The sequence below is a fragment of the Flavobacterium sp. LM5 genome (genome assembly GCF_002017945.1).
GTDB lineage: Bacteria > Bacteroidota > Bacteroidia > Flavobacteriales > Flavobacteriaceae > Flavobacterium > Flavobacterium succinicans.
This window is the reverse complement of record NZ_MUFX01000001.1, coordinates 1151219-1172494: the sequence shown is the minus strand read 5'-3', so window position 1 is coordinate 1172494 and position 21276 is coordinate 1151219. Positions and strand designations below refer to the sequence as shown.

Annotated in this window: 17 protein-coding genes and 1 pseudogene; all 18 read right to left on the bottom strand. The window is 33.3% G+C overall.

Features of this window, described 5'->3' with window-relative positions:
- Positions 1-297: 297 nt before the first annotated feature.
- Complete coding sequence (locus BXU11_RS04990; protein WP_078211217.1) at positions 298-1812, bottom strand: NAD(P)-dependent oxidoreductase; 1515 nt, start codon at positions 1810-1812, stop codon at positions 298-300.
- A gap of 80 nt (positions 1813-1892) precedes the next feature.
- Entirely contained in the window at positions 1893-2330 is a 438-nt protein-coding gene (locus tag BXU11_RS04985) for a hypothetical protein (RefSeq protein WP_078211216.1), read from the bottom strand.
- Positions 2331-3320: 990 nt separating this feature from the next.
- Positions 3321-4459 (bottom strand): annotated as a pseudogene (locus BXU11_RS04980) (DegT/DnrJ/EryC1/StrS family aminotransferase).
- Positions 4460-4510: 51 nt separating this feature from the next.
- Positions 4511-5158 (bottom strand): HAD family hydrolase, encoded by a 648-nt coding sequence (locus BXU11_RS04975; RefSeq protein WP_078211215.1) that lies wholly within the window; start codon positions 5156-5158, stop codon positions 4511-4513.
- Positions 5151-6113, bottom strand: coding sequence for an ATP-grasp domain-containing protein (locus BXU11_RS04970; RefSeq protein WP_078211214.1), 963 nt, complete (start codon positions 6111-6113; stop codon positions 5151-5153). Before BXU11_RS04970 ends, BXU11_RS04975 begins: the two co-directional genes overlap by 8 nt.
- Before the next feature lie 4 nt (positions 6114-6117).
- Positions 6118-6720: a sugar transferase gene (locus BXU11_RS04965; protein WP_078211213.1), complete on the bottom strand. Its 603-nt coding sequence runs from the start codon at positions 6718-6720 to the stop codon at positions 6118-6120.
- Between the two features lie 36 nt (positions 6721-6756).
- On the bottom strand, positions 6757-8235 hold the full coding sequence (locus BXU11_RS04960) for an RNA-binding domain-containing protein (RefSeq protein WP_078211212.1): 1479 nt from the start codon (positions 8233-8235) through the stop codon (positions 6757-6759).
- A 248-nt stretch (positions 8236-8483) separates the two neighbouring features.
- Entirely contained in the window at positions 8484-9668 is a 1185-nt protein-coding gene (locus BXU11_RS04955; protein ID WP_139363441.1) for a phenylacetate--CoA ligase family protein, read from the bottom strand.
- A gap of 130 nt (positions 9669-9798) precedes the next feature.
- Entirely contained in the window at positions 9799-10407 is a 609-nt protein-coding gene (locus BXU11_RS04950; protein ID WP_078211210.1) for an acetyltransferase, read from the bottom strand.
- Between the two features lie 245 nt (positions 10408-10652).
- Complete coding sequence (locus tag BXU11_RS04945) at positions 10653-11903, bottom strand: glycosyltransferase family 4 protein (RefSeq protein WP_078211209.1); 1251 nt, start codon at positions 11901-11903, stop codon at positions 10653-10655.
- Positions 11890-13209, bottom strand: coding sequence for a hypothetical protein (locus BXU11_RS04940; RefSeq protein ID WP_078211208.1), 1320 nt, complete (start codon positions 13207-13209; stop codon positions 11890-11892). The genes BXU11_RS04945 and BXU11_RS04940 overlap by 14 nt, the downstream gene beginning before the upstream one ends.
- Positions 13206-14192, bottom strand: a complete 987-nt coding sequence (locus BXU11_RS04935; protein ID WP_078211207.1) for a glycosyltransferase family 2 protein — start codon at positions 14190-14192, stop codon at positions 13206-13208. Before BXU11_RS04935 ends, BXU11_RS04940 begins: the two co-directional genes overlap by 4 nt.
- Position 14193: 1 nt before the next feature.
- Positions 14194-15720: a lipopolysaccharide biosynthesis protein gene (locus tag BXU11_RS04930; protein WP_078211206.1), complete on the bottom strand. Its 1527-nt coding sequence runs from the start codon at positions 15718-15720 to the stop codon at positions 14194-14196.
- Positions 15721-15847: 127 nt separating this feature from the next.
- Entirely contained in the window at positions 15848-16456 is a 609-nt protein-coding gene (locus tag BXU11_RS04925) for an acetyltransferase (RefSeq protein WP_078211205.1), read from the bottom strand.
- Between the two features lie 42 nt (positions 16457-16498).
- The gene (locus BXU11_RS04920) at positions 16499-17581 is read right to left on the bottom strand and encodes a DegT/DnrJ/EryC1/StrS aminotransferase family protein (protein ID WP_078211204.1); all 1083 of its coding nucleotides are present in this window, start codon (positions 17579-17581) and stop codon (positions 16499-16501) included.
- 7 nt (positions 17582-17588) lie between these two features.
- Positions 17589-18584: a hypothetical protein gene (locus BXU11_RS04915; RefSeq protein ID WP_078211203.1), complete on the bottom strand. Its 996-nt coding sequence runs from the start codon at positions 18582-18584 to the stop codon at positions 17589-17591.
- On the bottom strand, positions 18571-19731 hold the full coding sequence (locus tag BXU11_RS04910; RefSeq protein WP_078211202.1) for a hypothetical protein: 1161 nt from the start codon (positions 19729-19731) through the stop codon (positions 18571-18573). Before BXU11_RS04910 ends, BXU11_RS04915 begins: the two co-directional genes overlap by 14 nt.
- Entirely contained in the window at positions 19718-20854 is a 1137-nt protein-coding gene (locus BXU11_RS04905) for a glycosyltransferase (protein ID WP_078211201.1), read from the bottom strand. The genes BXU11_RS04910 and BXU11_RS04905 overlap by 14 nt, the downstream gene beginning before the upstream one ends.
- Positions 20855-21276: the final 422 nt, after the last annotated feature.

Genomic DNA, 21276 nt, shown 5'->3' with positions numbered 1-21276 from the left:
AAACATTGGAATTTCTTAATTCGTGGCCATCCCCTTCAACATCTCTTTGCGCCCTTGTGTCTTAGCGGTTCAACTAACCACAAACTTTTCAAAAATAATTCGTGAATTGGTGGCCATCCCTTCCTAAACAACAAAACCCTTTCAGAGTCCAAAACTCAGAAAGGGTCTTACTAAAACGACAGCGCACTACCAAATCTTATAGATAAAGGCGTACTTCGGTTGTGGAAAACAGCTAAGGTACAAACTGGATCAAAGTAATGCTTTCCTCATTTTCCCTCGGCATCGTGTAGTTGCAGTTTATTTTTGAGCCATTAAAATGTCCGATTCTCGTTTAAAGGCAATCATTGACTTGATACAATCAACCATACTATACTTTGGGCGCCATTCAAAATCTCGATAAAAAGACGCACAGTCCATTCCGTAAAACATACTAACAGCTTCGTCCTTCACTGCAATAATAGAGCGCGGAACCTTGGCTTCATGGGAGACGGTATCAACAATTTGCTCCACTAAATCAAGCAAACGTATAGGTGCAGAGGAACCCAAATTATAAACCGGCTCCCACCTTACATTTTGCTTATTTAAAAGCGCACTGATGGCAGTGACGGCATCCCTGATATCCAACCGTTCTACAATCTGCATACCCCCTTTGACTTCTATCCCCTCTGATCGTAGGGCTTTTGACACTAATCTTGCAACAACATCCACTTCAACCAAACCTTTTGCGCCACCAACTAAACCTCCCAATCGGATGGAAGTGTATTGGATATGTTGATGACGCCCCACATTACTTTCCAGCAACAATTCCGAAGCATATTTTGCCATTCCATAGGGTGTATTGGGTGCTATGGTTGCCGTTTCAGACCAAGGGGGCAAATCGGCCTGACCATATACACTTTGCGAAGAAATATTGACTATATGCGCCACTTGATGAGAGGTTGCTCTTCTGAACAATTCCGAAGTAAAAGCCAAACTATCGGCTAACTCTTCCTGTGAGCGATGTGGTCTTGCAAATCCCGCATGCAATAACACATCCACACTCCCTAAGGAAAGCACCCCATTTTCCAAATCTTCCCAATCGAAACAAGTAACAGCTTCTGGCAATAGTGCTACTGCTTTTTTCTTATCCCTCACCAATGCAAAAATGACAAAGGGAGCTTTGTCCTCTAGAAGGGAATCTATTAAATTCCTTCCCAAATAACCTGTGGCACCCGTAAGCAAAAGCGTTGTTTTTACAGTTAATGTTTTACCATTGATAAGTGCCGATCGTTGTTGTACTTCTAAATTCTTACCTAAGTGAATCGCCTTATCTGCCACCTGTCGCATACCGAAACGATTCGTGTTGACTTTTAAACTGTCTTGAATACCACCTATATTTAACCATTCTTTGATACAAGCTTCTACTTCATTAAAGCCCATACAAGCTCTCAGCCCAGTAATTCCGGTAAATCTAGCGTTAATTTCGAAAATTTGAAGCCCTTTGTCTGTTAACCGCCCTTGAATATTGACGGGCCCTCTCATCCCTAACTCCTTCAAAACCGGATATAGCTTACTTATTGCTAAGACTATAGATTCATTCTCATAGGGAAATATTTCTACTGGCACTCCATTTTTCAATTTATTGTAAGACATCATTTGTCCTTTTACATCACCCTGTTGATCCGCTACAATTTGTATGGATAGTTCAGCAACCTGCAAATTGCGATTCCTCTTCAATTGGGCTTCATAATGGATTCTATCAGGATCCTTTTTATGAGGAATAGCCAGTTCTTGAAGAATAAAATCACCCGCTAGGGTATCAAAATCATGCATTGAATTGACAATATGAATACCGTGGGAACCAGAACCATCTCTGGGTTTTGCGATAACGGGAAAACAGACTTCTTCTTGTTCTAAGGCAGTGACAAACGTTTGCTTATCATAGCTTTTGACGAAAACAGGGACAATTCCCCCAAATAAGCACTCATTTTGGCTTTATCCCTGCACAATGCCAAGAACCTATGATCCGAAACAATAACTTTGATCCCAGCCTCACTAAAAGCCAAAAGATGTTGTGCAAAAAGCAACACTTCATTATCAATACCCGGAATGAGTAGGTCTATCTTATATTTCAAACACTTAGCAATCAAAGTTGAAACATAGTCCTTTTGGGAAACAGGAGGGATGGCTATAAATTCATCACAATCGTAAATACCAAAAGCCATAGGATTGACATCCAACCCAAATGTTTTTATGGGTAACTTTGACAAACGTATGGCGTTAATAACGGATTGACCAATGCCACTACCTACACAGGATATGGCAACATTGTATATTTTTCTTTCTTTCATAAATTTTAATGTTCCGACGCTTCTCTATCCCTTGTAAGGATACAAACTACGAAACTCCTATTTTTATAATACTTTTTACTCCTAATTTTAGAGACGCTCACATACTCCCCTATTCCAAAATCTACTTGTATATAGATAACCAATCTCTCTAATTTAATAATCGTTTGCTAATTTGCCGCAATCCACACACCATCTTTTCAAAAACAATTCGCGCCTTCGTGGCTACACCCTCAAACAAGTCTTTGCGACCTTGCGTCTTAGCGGTTCAACTACCCACCATCTTTTCAAAAAAGATTCGTGCCTTCGTGGCTATCCTTACCCACAAACTTTGCAAAAAACAATTTGCGCATTTGCGGTAATTCACCCACCCTCTTTTCAAAGAAACATTCGTGCATTCGTGGCTAAATTTTAACCACAAAGAAACACTAAGAAGTCACTAAGTTGCACAAAGATTTATAGTTTACTTATTTCCCTTGCTGTTAAAAAATTAAAAATTCCTAATTCGTGACCATTTCCCACACCACTCTTTGCGCCTCTGCGACTTTGCGAGAATCACATAATCACATTTATTTCGAGAGATCAGCAAATTTTGCGGTTATCCTCCCCACATTCTTTTCAAAAAAACAATTCGTGCCTTCGTGGCCATCCTTACACACCCTCTTTTCAAAAAAATCCGCGACCATCCGCTACATCCGTCTCCATCCGCGTCCCATCCACAAACTTTTCAAAAACAATTCGTGCCTTCGTGGCCATCCTTACACACCCTCTTTTCAAAAAAATCCGCGACCATCCGCTACATCCGTCTTCATCCGCGTCCAATTCCACAAACTTTGCAAAAATAATTCGCGACCCGAGCGATAGCGAACAGACGAAGTAATTCGTGGCTATCCCCTTCCTAAACAACAAAACCCTTTCAGAGTCTAAAACTCAGAAAGGGTGTTGCTAAAACGACATCGTTTCAATCCTAAAAGAAATAAAATCCTGACTTCCTTATCCAAATACTCTTTTCACCACAGTTGTGATACGAGCCCTATCTTCATCCGTCAAATTAGAGCCCGATGGCAAGCACAAACCGTTATCAAACAACGCTTCTGCCACTTTTCCACCATAATACGGGTAGTTAGCAAAAATAGGTTGCAAATGCATCGGTTTCCATAGCGGACGTGATTCTATATTTTCAGCTTCAAACGCCAAACGTAAATCCTCTCTTGTGATGCCATTAGTAAGCAAAGGATCAATCGTAATGGCACTCAACCAATAATTGGGATAATAGTCAGTGGTAGGTGCAGTAAAAACTGTAACACCATTAATATCTTTAAATAGAGCAACGTAGAATTCCTGCATTTGTCGTCTCAAGTCAACATGAGCATCCAACACCTCCATCTGTCCACGCCCAATACCCGCACTGATATTACTCATACGGTAATTGTAACCGATATGCGAATGTTGGTAATGGGGAGCATCATCACGAGATTGGGTCGCGTAAAAAACCGCTTTGTCCTTTTGCGCTTTTGTTTTAGTCACTATTGCTCCTCCACCTGAAGTGGTGATGATCTTGTTGCCATTAAAAGACAACACCCCGATATCTCCAAAAGTACCACACTTTTGCCCTTTGTAGCCACTGCCCAAGGCCTCGGCACTGTCTTCCAAAATAGGAATACCATATCGATCCGCTACCGTACGAATGGCTTCAATTTGATAAGGCACTCCATATAAATGTACGGCTATAATAGCTTTTGGCGTCTTACCATTGGCTATACAATCATTAATCGCTGCTTCTAAAGCGATTGGACACAAATTCCATGTTTCCGGCTCACTATCTATAAAAACTGGAATAGCTCCTTGGTATAGAATAGGATTTGCTGATGCCGAAAATGTCATGGATTGACACAATACTAGATCTCCTGCTTGTACCCCTAAGAGTATCAATCCCAAATGGATCGCAGCTGTCCCGAGGACAAAGCCCCTACAGCAACCTCTTGCCCTAAATAGTTTTCCAAATCATGCTCTAAACCATTCACATTAGGCCCCAGTGGTGCTACCCAATTGGCATCAAATGCCTCATTTACAAATTTTTGTTCATTCCCTCCCATATGAGGGGAGGATAACCATATTTTGGTGTTATTCATTTTCATATTTTATATATAAGAAAGATCTAAATCCTTAAGCTCTGTTTAAAATTATTTTATTATTTGTAATAATTCGTCTAGTGAAGATATTTCAATTTTTGGCAGATACTCCGATGGTAAATCAAAATTTTGCTTATGAATATTTTGGCCTTTATCTGTTAAACAAATAGAAGTCCATCCTAAACTATTTGGAGCAATAAAATCTTTTTTGGGATTATCCGCTACGTAAAAATATTCTTCAGCATCGAATTCATAAAATACTCTAAAGTTATTCAATGAAGGTTTCTCAGCACCAAACTCTTCAGATATTATAATTTTATCAAAATATCCGTCAATCTTTAAAGCTTCTAACTTGTTCCTTTGAGTGACTGATCTACCATCCGTAATCAGCCCTATATAGTAAGACTTAGCGACAAAATGATTTAAAACTTCAATTGCACCGTGATTTAATGAAATACTAGGTTTGTGATTTCTATAAATTAATAGTAAATCATCTTTTACTAATTCAGGATATAAATTTATTAATTCATCAAAGACATTATTCCTATTTTGAAACCATCTAATCATTTTATCACACAAAAGATCGGAAGATAAAGGCGCTATAAAATTAGAAATTTCTACAAACGCTGATTTAAGAAATTCTACTTCATAAACTAAAGTATCATCTAAATCAAATACAATACATTTTTTTTTACTCATAATTTCGAATCAAAACTTCATCATCATATCGCAACATCAATAAATTATTTTCCCAATCTTCAAAATATGGAATTTCTATATTAAACAGGTATTCTTGAATCAACCATTTAGGAAAATTTGCACCCGCCAAATAGCTCAAAGGATAACCTCCACCAAAGCGAGGGTTAATTTCAATACCAACAATTCTCTTTGTATTTGAATTAAAAAAAAACTGCATAGTCAAACAACCTACTGCGCCTTGTATCTTATTAAGTCTATCTTTAACAAAAGTGATAATTTCATTTTTATGAGTAACAGCTTTATTAACCTCTCCACTTCTTACAAAAATTCTTTTACGTGGTACTGCACATTTTAAAACACCATCTTTATCATAATAGGTATCTACTGTATATTCATCATTTTGAGAGGGATCAATATATTCCATAAACATCAATTTTGTGTTCTTTAAATGATAAGCCGTTAACTCTGACTTTTCACTAATCACAAAAATGTCCTTACTCAAACTTCCGTCATAAGGTTTAATAAATAATGGAAATATTGGAGCATACTTGTCAATATTTTGGGGTATATCTATTCCATTATCTACAAAAAATTGATTACTTATTCGTTTATCCCTACATTTTTGTATGAATTCAAAATTTGAAACAATAGGAACAATTCCATTTTGTATGAATAAATCTTTATTCTGGGATAAAATTAATAATTCCGTATCTATGGTCGGTACAATTAACTTAATTTTTCTATTTAAACAAATCTCCAGTAAATTGTTGATATAATCCTCACTAGTCACTTTAATAATTGAATCAAATCCATCTGAGACATGACATGCTGGAGCTAAGATCGGATTATAATCAACAGTATAAACCTTACCATTTTTATCAATTTTTTTAATTTCATTTTGAAATGCTCTAACTAAAGAAACTCGTTGACCCGCCGATGTTATTAATATATTCATTTTTTTAATTGCCTTTAAATCCCTCCATTGTAGCGGAAGTGTTAGAATTGATTCCTTCTTTAATCAGTACTTTTTTTATCGTCAAAAATAAAATTTTTACATCTAATGTAAAACTTAAATGCTCCACATACCAAACATCATACTCAAACTTTTGTACCCAACTAATCGCATTGCGTCCATTCACTTGTGCCCAGCCCGTAATTCCCGGTTTTACTTCATGCCTTCTTTGCTGCCTTTCATTATACAAGGGTAAATATTGAGGCAATAAAGGACGTGGTCCTATCAAACTCATATCTCCAACCAATACATTAAACAACTGTGGCAATTCATCTAAAGACGTTTTACGAACAAAAGCGCCAATAGGTGTTAAGCGTTCAGCATCGGACAGTAAATTGCCTTCAGTATCTTTTTTATCGTTCATGGTTTTGAACTTAACAATACGAAACAAATTTTCGTTTTTCCCTGGACGGGTTTGAAAGAAAAAAGGTTTCCCGTGGTTCGCAAAAAACAAACCAATCGTAATAATAATAAATAACGGAGTCAACAACAACAGTCCTACTAGTGCAACACTAAAGTCTATTATTCTTTTAAAAAAAAAATGATACATTTTGCTTTTTTTTGATATATTGAAAACGGTGTAAACCTATTTTTTATTTTTATTCAGCATCAACTTTAAAGCAAGTCCTCTCTGTGACAAATAGTACCGTTGCGTCGGACTATTTGGGCTATTGGGCTGTGTCATTTCTATCAATCCTAATGCTAAAGACGGTTTTAAGTAACTATATAAAAAAGTAGGTTTATGAATAATGTTTACGATTTTTCTCATTTCGGAGGTCGAATGTTGCCCTTCGCCCAAAGCTTGAATCAAAAATCTTACTTGTTCGGTTACTTGTTCGGTTACTTGTTCGGTTACTTGTTCGGTCACTTCAATATCATCATGGAAAGTAAAATTGAAACAAGTTGTCACGGAGTCAAATGCTAATTGGTACTCAGGCAACGATTTGTTATATTCCAACCAATTTGATTCGATTTTATCAAAACCAAAACCAGCATTTTCCGCTAATTTGACCATTCTGAAAAGTTTTGAGATAATTGGATTTCGAGGAATGGAAAGATCTTTCTCTTTTAATTCTTCAATCGGTTTGGGCAAACCACCCGCATTGAAAAATTCAATTTTATGCGTAAAAATTCGGATTCGGGAATGAGCCGGTGAAAAATAATCGGCGTGCATTAACAAATTTACCAGAGCCTCTCTAATGGCTGTTAGCCCAGTAGAGAGTTCTTCACCAAAACCTTCGGCAGAAAGTTTGAAAGTCACATCGACTTTCTGTTTCAACCTTGCAAAACACTCAAAATAGTATTCCCATAAGTTTTCCTGTTCGTCCAAACGGAACGTATAACGGGATTTGGCATCGGAATACGTAGTACCAGGAATTTCTAATAGATCAATCCGAAAATCAGGAAAATATTTTTCGATTACTTCTCTTTTTCCCAAAAGCAACAAACCACCATAAGTACAACTTCCGTCCTCTATAATTCGTAGCTTTTGCAAAAATTCGTCTTCATCATAACGATTGTAACTTACATTAGGGTTGAAACGCGCCATGTAATCCCGGTACCGCAACAATGAGGTTTCATTTAGACTGTTACGATTGGTTCCAACGGCAATTTCAGAAGATTTAGTACCGAAAGATTGGTCACGGTACATGGCATCAATTTCTTCTTTGGTTGCTTTAGTATCAGCACTGCCTCTTCGAATATACGTATTGGTTTGCAGGTTAAAGTAAACAGGCTTCTTGTTTGAAGCTGGAATATAAAAAGCAAGAACCGTCTTACCGTCGAAAGTATATTTTGTCGATTTAGGAGTTAAATTGACATTGAATTTCTCGCCTCTGATTGTATTCAAGAAATCCTGTTCGATTTTTTCAGGATTAGTAACCCCTTGAATTTCGAACGTTTTCCCAGTTTGTTTAACACCAAAAACGAGCCAACCACCCGAAGAATTAGCAAAAGCACTAATGGTTTCCCAAGATGATTTTGGCACTTCAGCTTTGGCTTCTTTTACCTCAAAATCTTCCCATTCGAGATCGGATAGTTTGTCGATAAATTCAGATTTATTCATGTATTGAATAGAATTGTAATGGTTTTATTTTGAGAAATTCTACTTTGATATATATATTAACAAGTGTAATAATCAAATTATTTACAGAATCTAGATTATCTTAAGCTACAGTTTTTATTTTTAGAGGCATTCCTTGATTACCAAAATACAATCCGATAGCTACAACAACAAGACAGGTCTAAAAAGCATTACTCCAACCAAAGCAGCAGCAAAATCGAATACTCTTTTAGTAAAAAATGGATACATATTTATAACGTTGTTTTTAATCTATTAATTACATAAGGACGTTTGCCTGAAGGCAACTTTTGAATATCGGACTGAAAACGTATCGTGATTAGTGCTTCAGCACCCAGCCAATTTTTAAAAGGTTGTAAAAAAGAGGATGTAACAAACTTCTCTTTCTCAAATGCAAAATTAGGCACTAAAACTATGGTAAAAGTTGTTTCAGATTCTTGAATAAGCTGATATTGTTCAAAAAAAGGAAACGCATCCATTAGGGTATCAAAATAAAGCGGGTATAATGGTTTGCCCTCTACTGATCGCAGTAGTTGAACACTCCTGCCCGAAAAAGCTTTCAATTGTCTCGCCCAAGTAGGCTCAAAATCAAAAACTGCTTCCAAAACTGCTAGATCACCAGTTTCATAGCGAATTAACGGCATCGCCTCTGAATGTAAATCGGTTACTACGACTCTACCGACTTCTCCTACAGCAACAGACGCATCACTTTCCATTTGAAGCACTTCAAAAATATAATGAGCTGTATTCAATTGAAAAACACCCTCTCTTTCATATTGATACCCTAAAACCCCTAACTCTTCAGTGGAATAGCGATTATGAACGGGCACACCAAAAGCTTTTTCAATTACTGCTCTATGTCTGTTTGTCAAATTTTCAGAGCAACTGATGATGCCCTCTATAGCAAAATCAGAAGGACTGCGCTCCTGTTGCAAACAGTAGGTTGCGAGGTAGGCTATTGCCGAAGGAAATCCAATGAGAATCTTTATTTTTTTACGGGATAATTGTTGCACGGCTTGAGCTGCAAAACAATCATCTAAAATTTTTGAAGCAAAAAAATATTCGTTTTGAATAAAAAACCGAAGTTTGCTTTTTGGCGGATTAGAACGAAAATAAGCATGAGCGGTACCAACTTGATAACCACAATGTGCTCCATAATACAACACTTCAGCCCATTGTCTTCTTTTCTTACGCTTTGAAAGATAAAAAGTAGCCGGCATCCCATAGGAACCACTGGTATGCACCCTTACTGTTGTGGCATCGGGAAAGGATTTTGAGCGTAAACCACTACTATTTTGAATCAACGTAGCTTTGGTCATTATGGGAAAGGAAACCAGTGACCTTTTATCGTTGAAGTCTTTATAAAATAGCGTATCATTGGAAGCCTTTGTTAGCAATTCAGTTAATTTTTTCCGCAAATAGTATGCTTTATCTTCAACTTGCACCCAGTTATTCTGCTCAGTAAGCATCTGCCGAATACTCGGTTTTTTAAATTGATCCAGAAAAAAAAAGGTTTTGTTTCTCAACCTTGCACCAAAAGATAATAGCTTAGTATTCCGTTTGCCCATATGCCTCATTAAAAATTACTTGGGCCGGATTTCCGACAACCGTTGCCCCGTCAGGAACATTTTGCAAAACAACAGCACCAGCTCCAATAACACACCACTTACCAATTTGTACACCAGGAAGTACTGAAGCTCCCATTCCAACGAAAGTCCCTTCACCAATATGAACATAACCTGCTAAAGCAACATTGGGAGCAATATGTACAAAATCTTCCAAACAAGTATCGTGACCTACCGAACTATTGGTATTGATAATAACATGTCTTCCTATTCTGGCAGCAGCATTAATTACCGCACCACCAATAACAACAGTTCCTTCGCCAATTTTACTCCGACTACTAATTTGTGAAAAAGGATGAAAAAGACTGATATACTGTGCAGTAAACGCACTACTGATTGCTTTTCTGACACGGTTATCGCCAATGGCTATAACAACACTGTTACTGTTATCAGGAAAAGTAGCAACAACAGGATAATCCCAAAGTTGTGTTATAGACTCATTTGCATCAACAAACGAATAAATACGTTCCCTAAGAAGCTCTGCAATTTCTGCCACTACTTTACCATGTCCTCCAGCTCCAATTATATACATAAAATTACTACCAAACGTTTATATCTAGTTGATTTTTAATTGCTCATTTTTTAAAAAAAATGTAATACGGTTTGCATTAACAAGTGGCTAAACCGTAATAAAAAGGGCTCCTCATTTCATTTTTTTTAGCACGAGTTAAAACAAAGTTATCCTTTGTGAAAAAAAAGAATAGCAAGAAAACAAAAACGTTTCAAGCAAAATCAATATCGTGAAAGATTTAAAAAACTAAGGTGGGTTTGATAAAATTACAATACACTACCTTCTAATTCTTTATACTCTGCTAAAATAGCTTCCCAAACTACTTTCTGTTCGTAACGAGAAACGATCATTTGTCTAGCTTTTTGTTGCAGTTGCCTTCTAAAAGCATCATCTATCATCATTTTGTTCATAGCCTGAAACAAGGCTTCAGTATCTTTGACTGGAATAATAGTCCCATTTTTACCTTCAATTATAATTTCATTGCATCCATTGATATCTGTTACAATACTAGGCAATCCCATAGCCCCTGCTTGCATCACGACATTTGGAAAACCTTCACGGTAACTTGGAAAAACCAAACAGTCACTAATACCAAAATAAGGGCGAACATCTTTTTTAAAACCAACTGAAATAATATCGGTATTGGACGCTATTGCTTTCAAGGTTTTTTGTTCTAATGGGTCTAATTCGGATTCAAAAGGCCCAACGAGAAGCAATTTTATATTTTGAAATTTAGTTTTTGAATTGACTGCCTCTTTAAATAGGTTTTCGCTTTGATGCTCTCCCTTAAATTCGTCATTCTCCTTTTTTGAACGTTCTTTTTTGAGTTTTATGAATGCCGAAACCAATTCACTAATTCCCTTATCTCGAACTAAACGGCCCACAAATACAAAAACAAAATCGTGATCAGTTATCCCTAATTCATGTTGTAAAGATACTTGCTCCTTAAGAGGTAACGGCTCCTTTGAAAAAAAATGGGTGTCAATACCATTTACATTACCATTAGCAAGAACTTTCAATGGTTTTGAAGTGATACGATACGAAATCAAATCCTTCTTAACCCCTTGTCCTTCAGGGTAAATATGGGTCGCGCATGAACAAAGCAGACGATCCATAAAAATCAAAACTTGTTGTAAAAAACCTTTTTTTGTAGGAAAGATAAGTCCCGTAAAAGTATGAATCCGTAACGGAACTCGAGCACAATAACCAGCCAGCATGGTAAGCAATCCCGCTTTAGGTGTAATCGAATGTACGATGAGCGGCTTTTCTCTTTTAAAAAGTAGGTATAGCTGCCATAATGATTTCAGATCCTTGAGCGGACTTATAGCCCGTTGCATTTCAACAGCAATAGTTTGCACTTGCTCCCTAGCTGCAACCGACTCCAAGCGTTCATCGTGGCCTGAAACGGCGATTACATCATAATTACTTTTCAAAAAGGCTAATTGCCCTTTAAGAAGATAATCTAGGGACATGGGTACGGTAGAAGTGCGAATAAGTTTGGAGTTATTTTTCACCATTTAAAAAAAATCTATTATCGGTTTTAAACCTTAAAAAATCACTTTGCAAATCCTTACTAATCTTATCTATTTGATGATTTCTCTTACCACATAGCCAAGCCTTATTAGCATACTCGACTACCGTATCAGGTTTTTGCACTAAACCAATCAATGTTTCCTTAAGCTTTGATATATCATCAATACAAAGGGCAGCATCATTTTGCATTAAATATTTCAATCCTGCATGTCCTTTCCAACTTATTGCGATAACTGCACAAGTACTTGCTAAGCAATCCACAATCTTTGTAGAAAAGGATAGTCGAGTAAGCAATCTGTACTTTAATTCAAATGATTCTACATGGAGCGCAATATCGCTTAATTTGTAAATTTTTTTCAATTCGTTTTGCCCGACAGCTGCTTGCAAAAAAATTGACCTTCCATCATGCAAAACATTTTTTTGTCTTTGAGAACAAGTATTCTGCGTGTAAATATCTAATCTTATTTTAACACCATCTTCATTAATTTCTTTTAAAACTTCACCAATTTTAGATAATATTTTCCACCTGTTTACGTAAATCCCTCCAGCATAGACTATTCTTATAGGGTTGTTGACAAGCAACTTCTTACTTTCTCCAGAAAAATCATCTCCTTTTAGCAATATTTTCATATTAGCCAGTAAAGATTTGTTTAATTCATTTGCCTGCTCATCGGTCATTGTATAGACTAAACTATAATCCTTAAATGTCTTTCTTATCGATCCTCTAGAAAGAAAACGGTTTAACCAATAAAAAGGCGATAAATTAAATTGTCGGAGGGAATAATTATCATCCGAAATATAAGATATCATATTCACTTTTGCTGTTTTTTTTACATATCTATCTAAACGCAACATGAACATATGACTGTAACAAGGTGCAAATATTATATCTGGTTTAAAATCTAAGATAAATTTCTCTAGTTCATAAGTTTTCCATGATGAAAGTTTCCATAAAAATTCTCTTAATAGACTAAATAATGACCACCTGTATCTTGTAAATATCTTGAAATACCATTTCTGATTTTCATTATTAGTTGCTATAACTGTACTTTGATAAGGAAATTCATCAAATTTAATCTGCTTACCAATTTTTTGTCTTTTAAGCAGACCTTTTATGATCATTTTATCTGTAATCTGAAAATAGTTCTTACAAAGTTTATTATTTGGAATTCCGGAACTGCAGTAGATCTGTGCAAATTCTGCATCAAATCCAGAAAAAATATTAGACAGAACATTTCCACCATTGCTACTTTCTGTCCATACCTCATGGGATATTATTAAAACTCTCATTTTTGGGTAAATTGTATGTAAAACCTAAGTATCATGCTCATCATTTTATACCCAAATAATTTTTTAAAATTACTAGCTATTTTAACTTTAGGGTTAAGATCATAATTTAATATACTTCTTAATAAATATGTTTCTTTTGACAAAACATTACCTATTTTATGTTTTAAATTTTCAAGGTTAAATAACAACGTTAGATATTGTACTGCATAGAAACTAAGATAATAATATCTTTCTTCGTAATCCAAAATTTCTGCTTTTTTTAAAGCAATTTTAATCATTTCTATTATATCTTTAATGTGATTTTCATTTACGCAATTTGATACAGAGTTTACTACTTCTTGTCTGTAAATGTAAGAGTGCACATTTAAACAAGTCATATTAGGCATCAAAAATAAAATATCCCCACACCAAGCCATATCTTCACTACGTAAACCTTTTTTAAAAAAGAGATGATTATCAAAAATAAAGTTTCTTTTGATACATTTATTCCATGGAGAAGCAATGTAAAGATCATTTTGAAGTAATCTTTTGACATATTCACTAGTTCCTTCTTCAATTTGATTATCTATTGAGAAATCTCTTTTATCCTTTATGTATCTATTTGTTCGCGAGTAGTATTTTACAAAACCAAAATTAATAACCTCAACTCCTTTTTCATGTAAAATCACTCTAGCTAAACCATCTAAAAAGTCATAATCTTTCCAGTAATCATCGCTGTCTAAAAATATCAGGTATTCTCCATTTGCACTTTTCATACCTTCATTACGAGCATCAGATGCCCCCCCGTTTACTTTGTGAATGACCTTGACTCTGCCATCTTTTTTTGCGAACTCATCGCAAATTGCCGGACAACTATCAGGCGAACCATCATCTACTAATATAATTTCTATATCCTTGAAATGTTGATTAAGAACACTATTAACACATTGATGTAAATAGTCTTCTACTTTATATACGGGAACGATAACGCTTAGTAATGGCATATTAGTTTCTTTTAAATTTATTCATTACTTTGAGCACTGGCTGTGTAAACAATTCTTTTTCATCTTTATTTAATCCTAGAAACCATAATGATATCATATAAAAAAGTACTAAAGTTACTGCCTTAAGAACGAATAGTAAAAAATTGGTTGAAGTAAAACTGTACGAGAGAAAAAAACCAAATAAAAGTGTCAAAATAAGTGGCAGGAGTAAATTACCGAAACATTCTTTAAAAAAGCGCGGAATGTTTAATTTAACTTTTTTCCAATAGATATAGTTCATTCCTAATACATGAAATCCAAAAGTAGCAGTAAAAATCCCTATAGCACACCCCAAAGCGCCTAACGTTGGAGCTAACAAAAAAGAAATAATCAAGCTAACAACTGCACCAGATAAAAATAATAGCGCTCGATATTTTAATTCATTGATAACAAACAAATAAGTATACGCAATTTCCTGCGTGAGAGAAATGAAACCCGGTGTAATAAGTAAAACAACAACCAAATACGAAGCTGTAAAACTTTCACCCATCCACAAAATTATGAATTCTTGCCCCAAAGCAATCAAACCAATAAGTAATAATCCCATTACAATTAATTGAATTCTTCCCACTCGAATCATCAAGTTGGTAATCTCTTTTAGATTATTTTCTTCCAAATTTAATTGCGATACTTTGGAGAGAAATAAGCCGTTTAAAGCATGAGCAAAAGTCCATGTATAGCCTTCAATTATTACCCCTATAGAAAATATCGCTATTGCTTCAGTACCAGATACAATTCCTAAAACTAAAGGAGCTATATTTATTAATAACCTCTGCGCTATACCAATAACAGAAATCCAGAAAGAAAATTTAAACAATTCTTTCAGTAAAGGTTTGCTTCTAAATTTAAAATTAGGTCTTAGTGGTAGTGATTTTTTTATAACAATAAGTTTTATCACTATAACAACAATTCCTACTAGGGCATTTATAGCGACTAATGCATACAACTTATAGCCCATAAGTAAAGCTATGACCATAAGAACGATTATAGAAACTTTGCTAATAACATCACATAGCTTTAAAACTACAAATTTCTCATAGGCAATCAACACGCCATCTAATGGTAAAAAAGGAAAAGAAAGCAAACTGAAGCCACCAGCAATAAGGTAAACGACTTTAAATTTTTCAATTTCAACTGGAGTTAATTCTAAAAAAATGTTTTCTATAAAAAAATAAGCCCCAATTAAAATAATAAAGATTAGGAGATTGATAAACAAATAAAATCGAGTAGTCAAACCCAAAAGTTGATTGATTTTCTCAATTTCATTTTTAACCTTATAATTCGTTATGAATCTTGCAATAGTTTGACCCAAACCAAAGTCCATAACAAAATAGGTTAAAAATGCTGTTACCAAAATATACAAACCATAGTCTGATTTACCAATTTGACTCACCATCCAAGGAGTATATACAAACCCTGCTATAATATTGAACACAATAGCAGCATAGGATAATAAAGCGCCTTTTTTGATTTGAGAATTTGAATTCAAATGATATAAATTAAATTATTTAAATGTAAAATAACAGTAATCGCTTTATTTAATTTTATTTAGAATGAAGAATCAGTTTTATCTAAAAAATTACAAATATTTTAAAAAAAAATGATGTTTTCTAATTTTAAAAACTTAATGGAGTTAATTCCTTAATAATTTTTGCTGGTATTCCTAATGCCATACAATTATCAGGAATATCTTTAGTAACTATAGATCCTGCTCCAATTACAACATTTTTTCCTATTTTGACATTTGGCAATACTACAGAATTAGTTCCAACAAATGTATAAGCTCCAATCGTACAATTTCCGGAAATATTTACATCTGGACATAATTCTACAAATTCATGTATTATTGAATCGTGGCCAATTGTACAAGACAAATTTATCAAAGAACCTTTTCCTATAAAAATATCATTTGTAATAATAGTTCCTGTCATAATATTTGAACCTTCTCCTATGTTATTTCCAAAATGTCCAATCTCTGCCAATGGACTTACAATTGATGTAAAATCACCTCCTAAATTTCTAAATTTATTATATAATTTATATCTTAGATGTGGGTTTCCAACTCCAATTGTAAATCTATTTCCATATTTAATGAAATACTCTTTTACTTCCGTTTCAGTCTTCAAAATTGCAAATTTATCATATAAAAATTCTCCAATATCCTTATTAACATCATCGTAAAACGATAAGCCTTCTAATTGACCCAATTGATAAAAAACTTCCAAAACTTCTTTTGCTAAACCTTTTGCCCGATTATTAACATATTTTTAATTATTTTGAATTCTTAATAGCAGTCTACAAATCAAATCAACTTCTTCTATAGACAAATCAACGTATAACGGTAAACATAAAACACACCTAGCTACTTTATCGGTAATTTCAAAATTTAATGGTTGAAGATAGGGCAAAGTATTAGCTAACGAAGGATAAAAATACCTTCGAGAAAATATTTCATTGGCCTTTAAATATTCCATACATTTCAACATCAATTCCTCACTTTCAAAAACTATTGGATAATAGGAAAAATTATTTTCAGAATTAATATGCCAAATTGGTCGTCTTGCCTTTAATGTTTTTAACTTCTCATCATAACGCAGACTCAATTCCTTTCGCTTTTGATCTATCTCTTTAATATAATTTAAATTAGCTAAACCCATTGCTGCATGAAATTCAGAGTTTTTACCATTAATCCCCAATTCCGCAAATGCTTCTGGACCATTAAAACCAAAATTTCGAATGTAAGCCAATTTTTTAAGCAAAGTAGCATTATTAGAAAAAACTAAACCACCTTCTACAGAATGATATAATTTAGTAGCATGTAAACTACAGGTAGATATATCACCATATTCAAATATAGACTTACCATTTACCTCAACACCAAATGCATGAGCACCATCATAAATAACTTTTAGATTATGTTTTTTTGCTATTCTTTCTATCTCAATAACATCACAAGGATTACCATATACATGTGTGCTTAAAATGGCAGAAGTTTTATCAGTAATCGCAGCTTCAATTTTTGTTACATCAATATTAAGAGACTTCTCATTTATATCAACAAAAACTGGTTGACAACCCTCCCATACAATGCTACTAGTTGTTGCAATGAAAGAAAAAGGAGTAGTAATGATTTCTCCTTTTAAATCCAATGCCTTTATAGCCATTTGTAGAGCAACAGTACCATTGGTTACAAATAACAAATGTTCTACTTTTAAATGTTCTTTTAATCTCATTTCTAGCTCATTTGCCAATGGTCCCATATTGGTTAACCAATTGCGTTGCCAAATTCCTGTCAAATATTTTGCATATACTTCCTGTGGAGGAAGAAACGGCTTGGTGACTGGTATCATATTTTTATTATTTTCTTAAAATAAATCCGTAAAATATTCTTCTCAATATTCCTTCTATTGTGCGTAAAAAACGAATAAATCTACTATTACCCATTATTTTATACACTAACTTTTCATATTCGCTGTCAGCAATCATATAATTGGGATGCTTCAATGGAAATTGTAATTCATACGTTTTCATATTAAACAATCTTCGAATTGATTTAGGCAACTTTAGAGGATGATTAACATTATGCCCTGCATTTTCTGAAATTCCATGACAAGATACAAGATTATACTTAGGTATAATCATTAATCCGCTACTAAGAAAAAAAGATGCCGCATTTATAAGCTCAAAATCGCCCATTTCTTCATTCTTTAAAAAATTCTGACGCTTTAATTCTATAGACTTTTTTACATGTCTCCTATGAGATTTATGAAAAGACTCTAAAAGCAATTTTTTATGATATAGATCTTCATTAAACTTTAGATCATACTCAAATAATTCATATGTTCTTTTCCATAGTGCGAAACCCCATATTGAACCAGCTTTAGAAAAAAAATAATCTGCTGTAGGTGGAAAATAAATTCCCTCATGATTCAATCCTCCAATAGTATGAATACGAAAATCATTTTCATATTTATTAAGCATTTCTTCGCAAAACTTAAAAAAACTAAAATTAGGAACTACATCATCTTCAATAAAAATCAATCTGTCGACTAATGAAAAAGCCCATTTAAATGCATTGTATGCAGTCACATACATACCTCTATTAATTTCTGAATATTGATGAAAAACTTCGCACTCCCAATCAATATCCTTAACCATTTCTTTGCATTCATCATTCAACATTCTATCTGTTGGATGTGAATTTCTTGGTCCGTCAGAGACAATTAATAATTTACTAGGACGCGCATTTTTTATTGCAGCGAACGACTCGACCAACTTCTCTGGTCTAACAAAAATCATTAGTAGAACTGGAACATCAGTTAAAGCTGGAAATTTATTTTTAACATTTATCATTATACCGCTGGTTTAAAAATACAACAAATTCTTTTTTAAATTTATAATCAAGTCCACTAATAACTGAATCCAAATTTTCATTAATCTCAACATTTAAAATTGCATCTGAAGCATCTCTTGGTGTACTATTGAAAAAAGTAATATGTTGTCCAACTTCAGAATTAATTACACAGTTAATTTTATTTGAAACTATAACCAATCGATGTTTTAAATAAACTATTATCTTCGAAGGAAAAGAATTGTCTGCAGAAATTAACTCGTCATCTCTGTATTGATGACAGCTTAGTCCAATATCACATTTTAATAATAAATTTGAATATTCGGAACCCGTCAAATAACCTAAATATTTAACCCTTTCTTTTCCTTGATTAATAATATTTATTTCTGAAAGTAGTTTCTTTACATCTTCGTTGTTTCCAAAACCTGCAATATTAAGAAAATAATTATTAGGCAGTAATTTTATCACTTCTAAAGCAAAAAAAACTGCATTTCTCGAGGATTCTATAACACCTGCATAAACTACATTTACATTCTCTATTACCGGAGAAGTGTGTTTTTTAAATGGAGAAAAGTCAAGTGATCTATAATCACCATAGCACACTATTGTTCGATTATTAAAATTCTTGAATTTGCTTTCTAATAAATCACTAACTAAAAGTAGTTTTCTAAACTTTAAGACATATCTATTTTCATCAGCTTCCAAATGTAATAATCCTGGCGTAACAGCATGATAGAGTTCTTCCACTTGTAGTATCGTATCAACTTTAATAAACCATATTAAAGCGTTAAATATTTTATAGTAAAAAAGAGAATGATAAATCAAAAGCTTTTCTCCTTTCTTAATTTTGAAAAACACATAGTAAATTATTTGAAACCATCTTAATAAGATTTCTAACTTATTGATAAATGAAAATCTTGAATTAAAAGTTGAAAAATACAAATGAGCTTCCTTATCATCTACAACTTTTCTTCTTGATTTTTTGAACCCCAATTTTGATAATTTAACACAAGAAACTACCTGTACTGAAAAATCTAATTTTAAAACTTCTACCAAATATTCAATTTTTGGAATCGCTGATGGAAAAAAAGTATAATCCGAGTTCATCTCAGCATAAAAACATAAATAATGTATTTTATTTTTTTTCATTTAAATATATTTTTTCAATTATTTTGGTTTGATTAAACGCACCATAACCAGCATTTTCAAACTTATCTAAAATAATATTTTCTGTATTTTTGTATTTTGCAGTTTTCAAATATTTATACGAAAAATCAGCCCAATATTTTTTACCTAAATTCAGGTCTAAGTAATGAACCAAACCTAAACTTACATCAGTTGATTTAGGTACTCCCGTGGAACAAATTATTTTTACATTTGCTGCTTGACATTCTAATACAACTATGCCAAATCCTTCTTCTATTGATGGAAAAAGATACAAATCAGTTATTTTTAAAATTTTTTCAACATCACTTCTGATTCCTATAAATTTAACATTATCATTTAAATGATTCAAGGTAACAAAAGATTCAATTTCAGATTTCAAGATACCATCGCCACCCAACAAAAGAATTAATTTGTCGTCAATTTGCAACATTTCTTTGAATACCTCTACTATAAATTTTTGATTTTTACTCTTATCGAATCTTGAAATATTTGCTATTACTTTATAACCATTAGGTATAGCAAATTCTGAACGAATTTTATTTAAGTCAAAACTTTCATCAGAGAATTTTTTTATATCAATTGTATTATTTAAAAGTTTAGACTTAGAGAATATTTTTGCCTTGAAATTATAGGTATCAAAAGTAGGTTTGCTACAATAAAGTATGTTTGTAGAAAACAATTCAATAAATTTTACCTGAAATTGTCTATATAACTTTTTTATAAAACCTAAATTATAATAATCAAATGGAAAATGCATATGCGATATTCTTACTTTAGCTCCTGCTAGATAAGCTGCAAAACATACCAAACTATTTAATTCATTAACATGCGAATGAATAATACCTATCTTATTTTTATTAATAACTTTAAAAATTTGATATGTAAAATTTATTTGATTTAAAAATTTAGGCTCTACAACTCTATATATTATTGATCTATTTGAAAGAAGTTCATAATCCCTAGGACATTCTTGCTTTGTAAAATAAAGATAATCAAATGAAAAGTTGTCTTTATCGATATAATTCCAAGTATTTAAAATAAATGCTTCGGTACCTCCATAATGCATACCGAAAACCACCTGTAAAACCTTTACCTTATTATTCATTAAATATAAATTTGAATTGAACTTCTTCCCAAAAAAACTATAAACATTAGGACTATTCCAATTTGATTTTAGAAATAAAGCAATCAATACAATGATAGAAAAACTGCAAGGTCTCTTTTTATCCTTGAGGAAACTGCTTGACAAGAATAGATTATTTCCGGAACAAAAATCAACATAAAAATAGAGAAATACTGAACAACACTCATTACAGATGGATTTACCCAGGCTAAGGGTATAAAAAGTAAAGCTATTGCAAATGCATTGTAATACTGCTGTGTCTTTTTATTATCTTGTAAAATGATTTTGCTTCTCAAAAACGCAACAATCTAAATCAGTTCTACCTCTAAGTTTAAATCTCTGTTTAATACTTTTTCCACATAATCAATTTTGTTAGTTCCAGCTAAACTGAAGTTTTTCTTCAA

What these genes read in the sequence shown, in the direction of transcription:
- BXU11_RS04990 (WP_078211217.1), bottom strand. Translation starts at nt 1,812, where the DNA reads ATGCATGATTTTGATACCCTAGCGGGTGATTTTATTCTTCAAGAACTG.
- BXU11_RS04985 (WP_078211216.1), bottom strand. Translation starts at nt 2,330, where the DNA reads ATGAAAGAAAGAAAAATATACAATGTTGCCATATCCTGTGTAGGTAGT.
- BXU11_RS04975 (WP_078211215.1), bottom strand. Translation starts at nt 5,158, where the DNA reads ATGAGTAAAAAAAAATGTATTGTATTTGATTTAGATGATACTTTAGTT.
- BXU11_RS04970 (WP_078211214.1), bottom strand. Translation starts at nt 6,113, where the DNA reads ATGAATATATTAATAACATCGGCGGGTCAACGAGTTTCTTTAGTTAGA.
- BXU11_RS04965 (WP_078211213.1), bottom strand. Translation starts at nt 6,720, where the DNA reads ATGTATCATTTTTTTTTTAAAAGAATAATAGACTTTAGTGTTGCACTA.
- BXU11_RS04960 (WP_078211212.1), bottom strand. Translation starts at nt 8,235, where the DNA reads ATGAATAAATCTGAATTTATCGACAAACTATCCGATCTCGAATGGGAA.
- BXU11_RS04950 (WP_078211210.1), bottom strand. Translation starts at nt 10,407, where the DNA reads ATGTATATAATTGGAGCTGGAGGACATGGTAAAGTAGTGGCAGAAATT.
- BXU11_RS04945 (WP_078211209.1), bottom strand. Translation starts at nt 11,903, where the DNA reads ATGGTGAAAAATAACTCCAAACTTATTCGCACTTCTACCGTACCCATG.
- BXU11_RS04940 (WP_078211208.1), bottom strand. Translation starts at nt 13,209, where the DNA reads ATGAGAGTTTTAATAATATCCCATGAGGTATGGACAGAAAGTAGCAAT.
- BXU11_RS04935 (WP_078211207.1), bottom strand. Translation starts at nt 14,192, where the DNA reads ATGCCATTACTAAGCGTTATCGTTCCCGTATATAAAGTAGAAGACTAT.
- BXU11_RS04920 (WP_078211204.1), bottom strand. Translation starts at nt 17,581, where the DNA reads ATGATACCAGTCACCAAGCCGTTTCTTCCTCCACAGGAAGTATATGCA.
- BXU11_RS04915 (WP_078211203.1), bottom strand. Translation starts at nt 18,584, where the DNA reads ATGATAAATGTTAAAAATAAATTTCCAGCTTTAACTGATGTTCCAGTT.
- BXU11_RS04910 (WP_078211202.1), bottom strand. Translation starts at nt 19,731, where the DNA reads ATGAAAAAAAATAAAATACATTATTTATGTTTTTATGCTGAGATGAAC.
- BXU11_RS04905 (WP_078211201.1), bottom strand. Translation starts at nt 20,854, where the DNA reads ATGAATAATAAGGTAAAGGTTTTACAGGTGGTTTTCGGTATGCATTAT.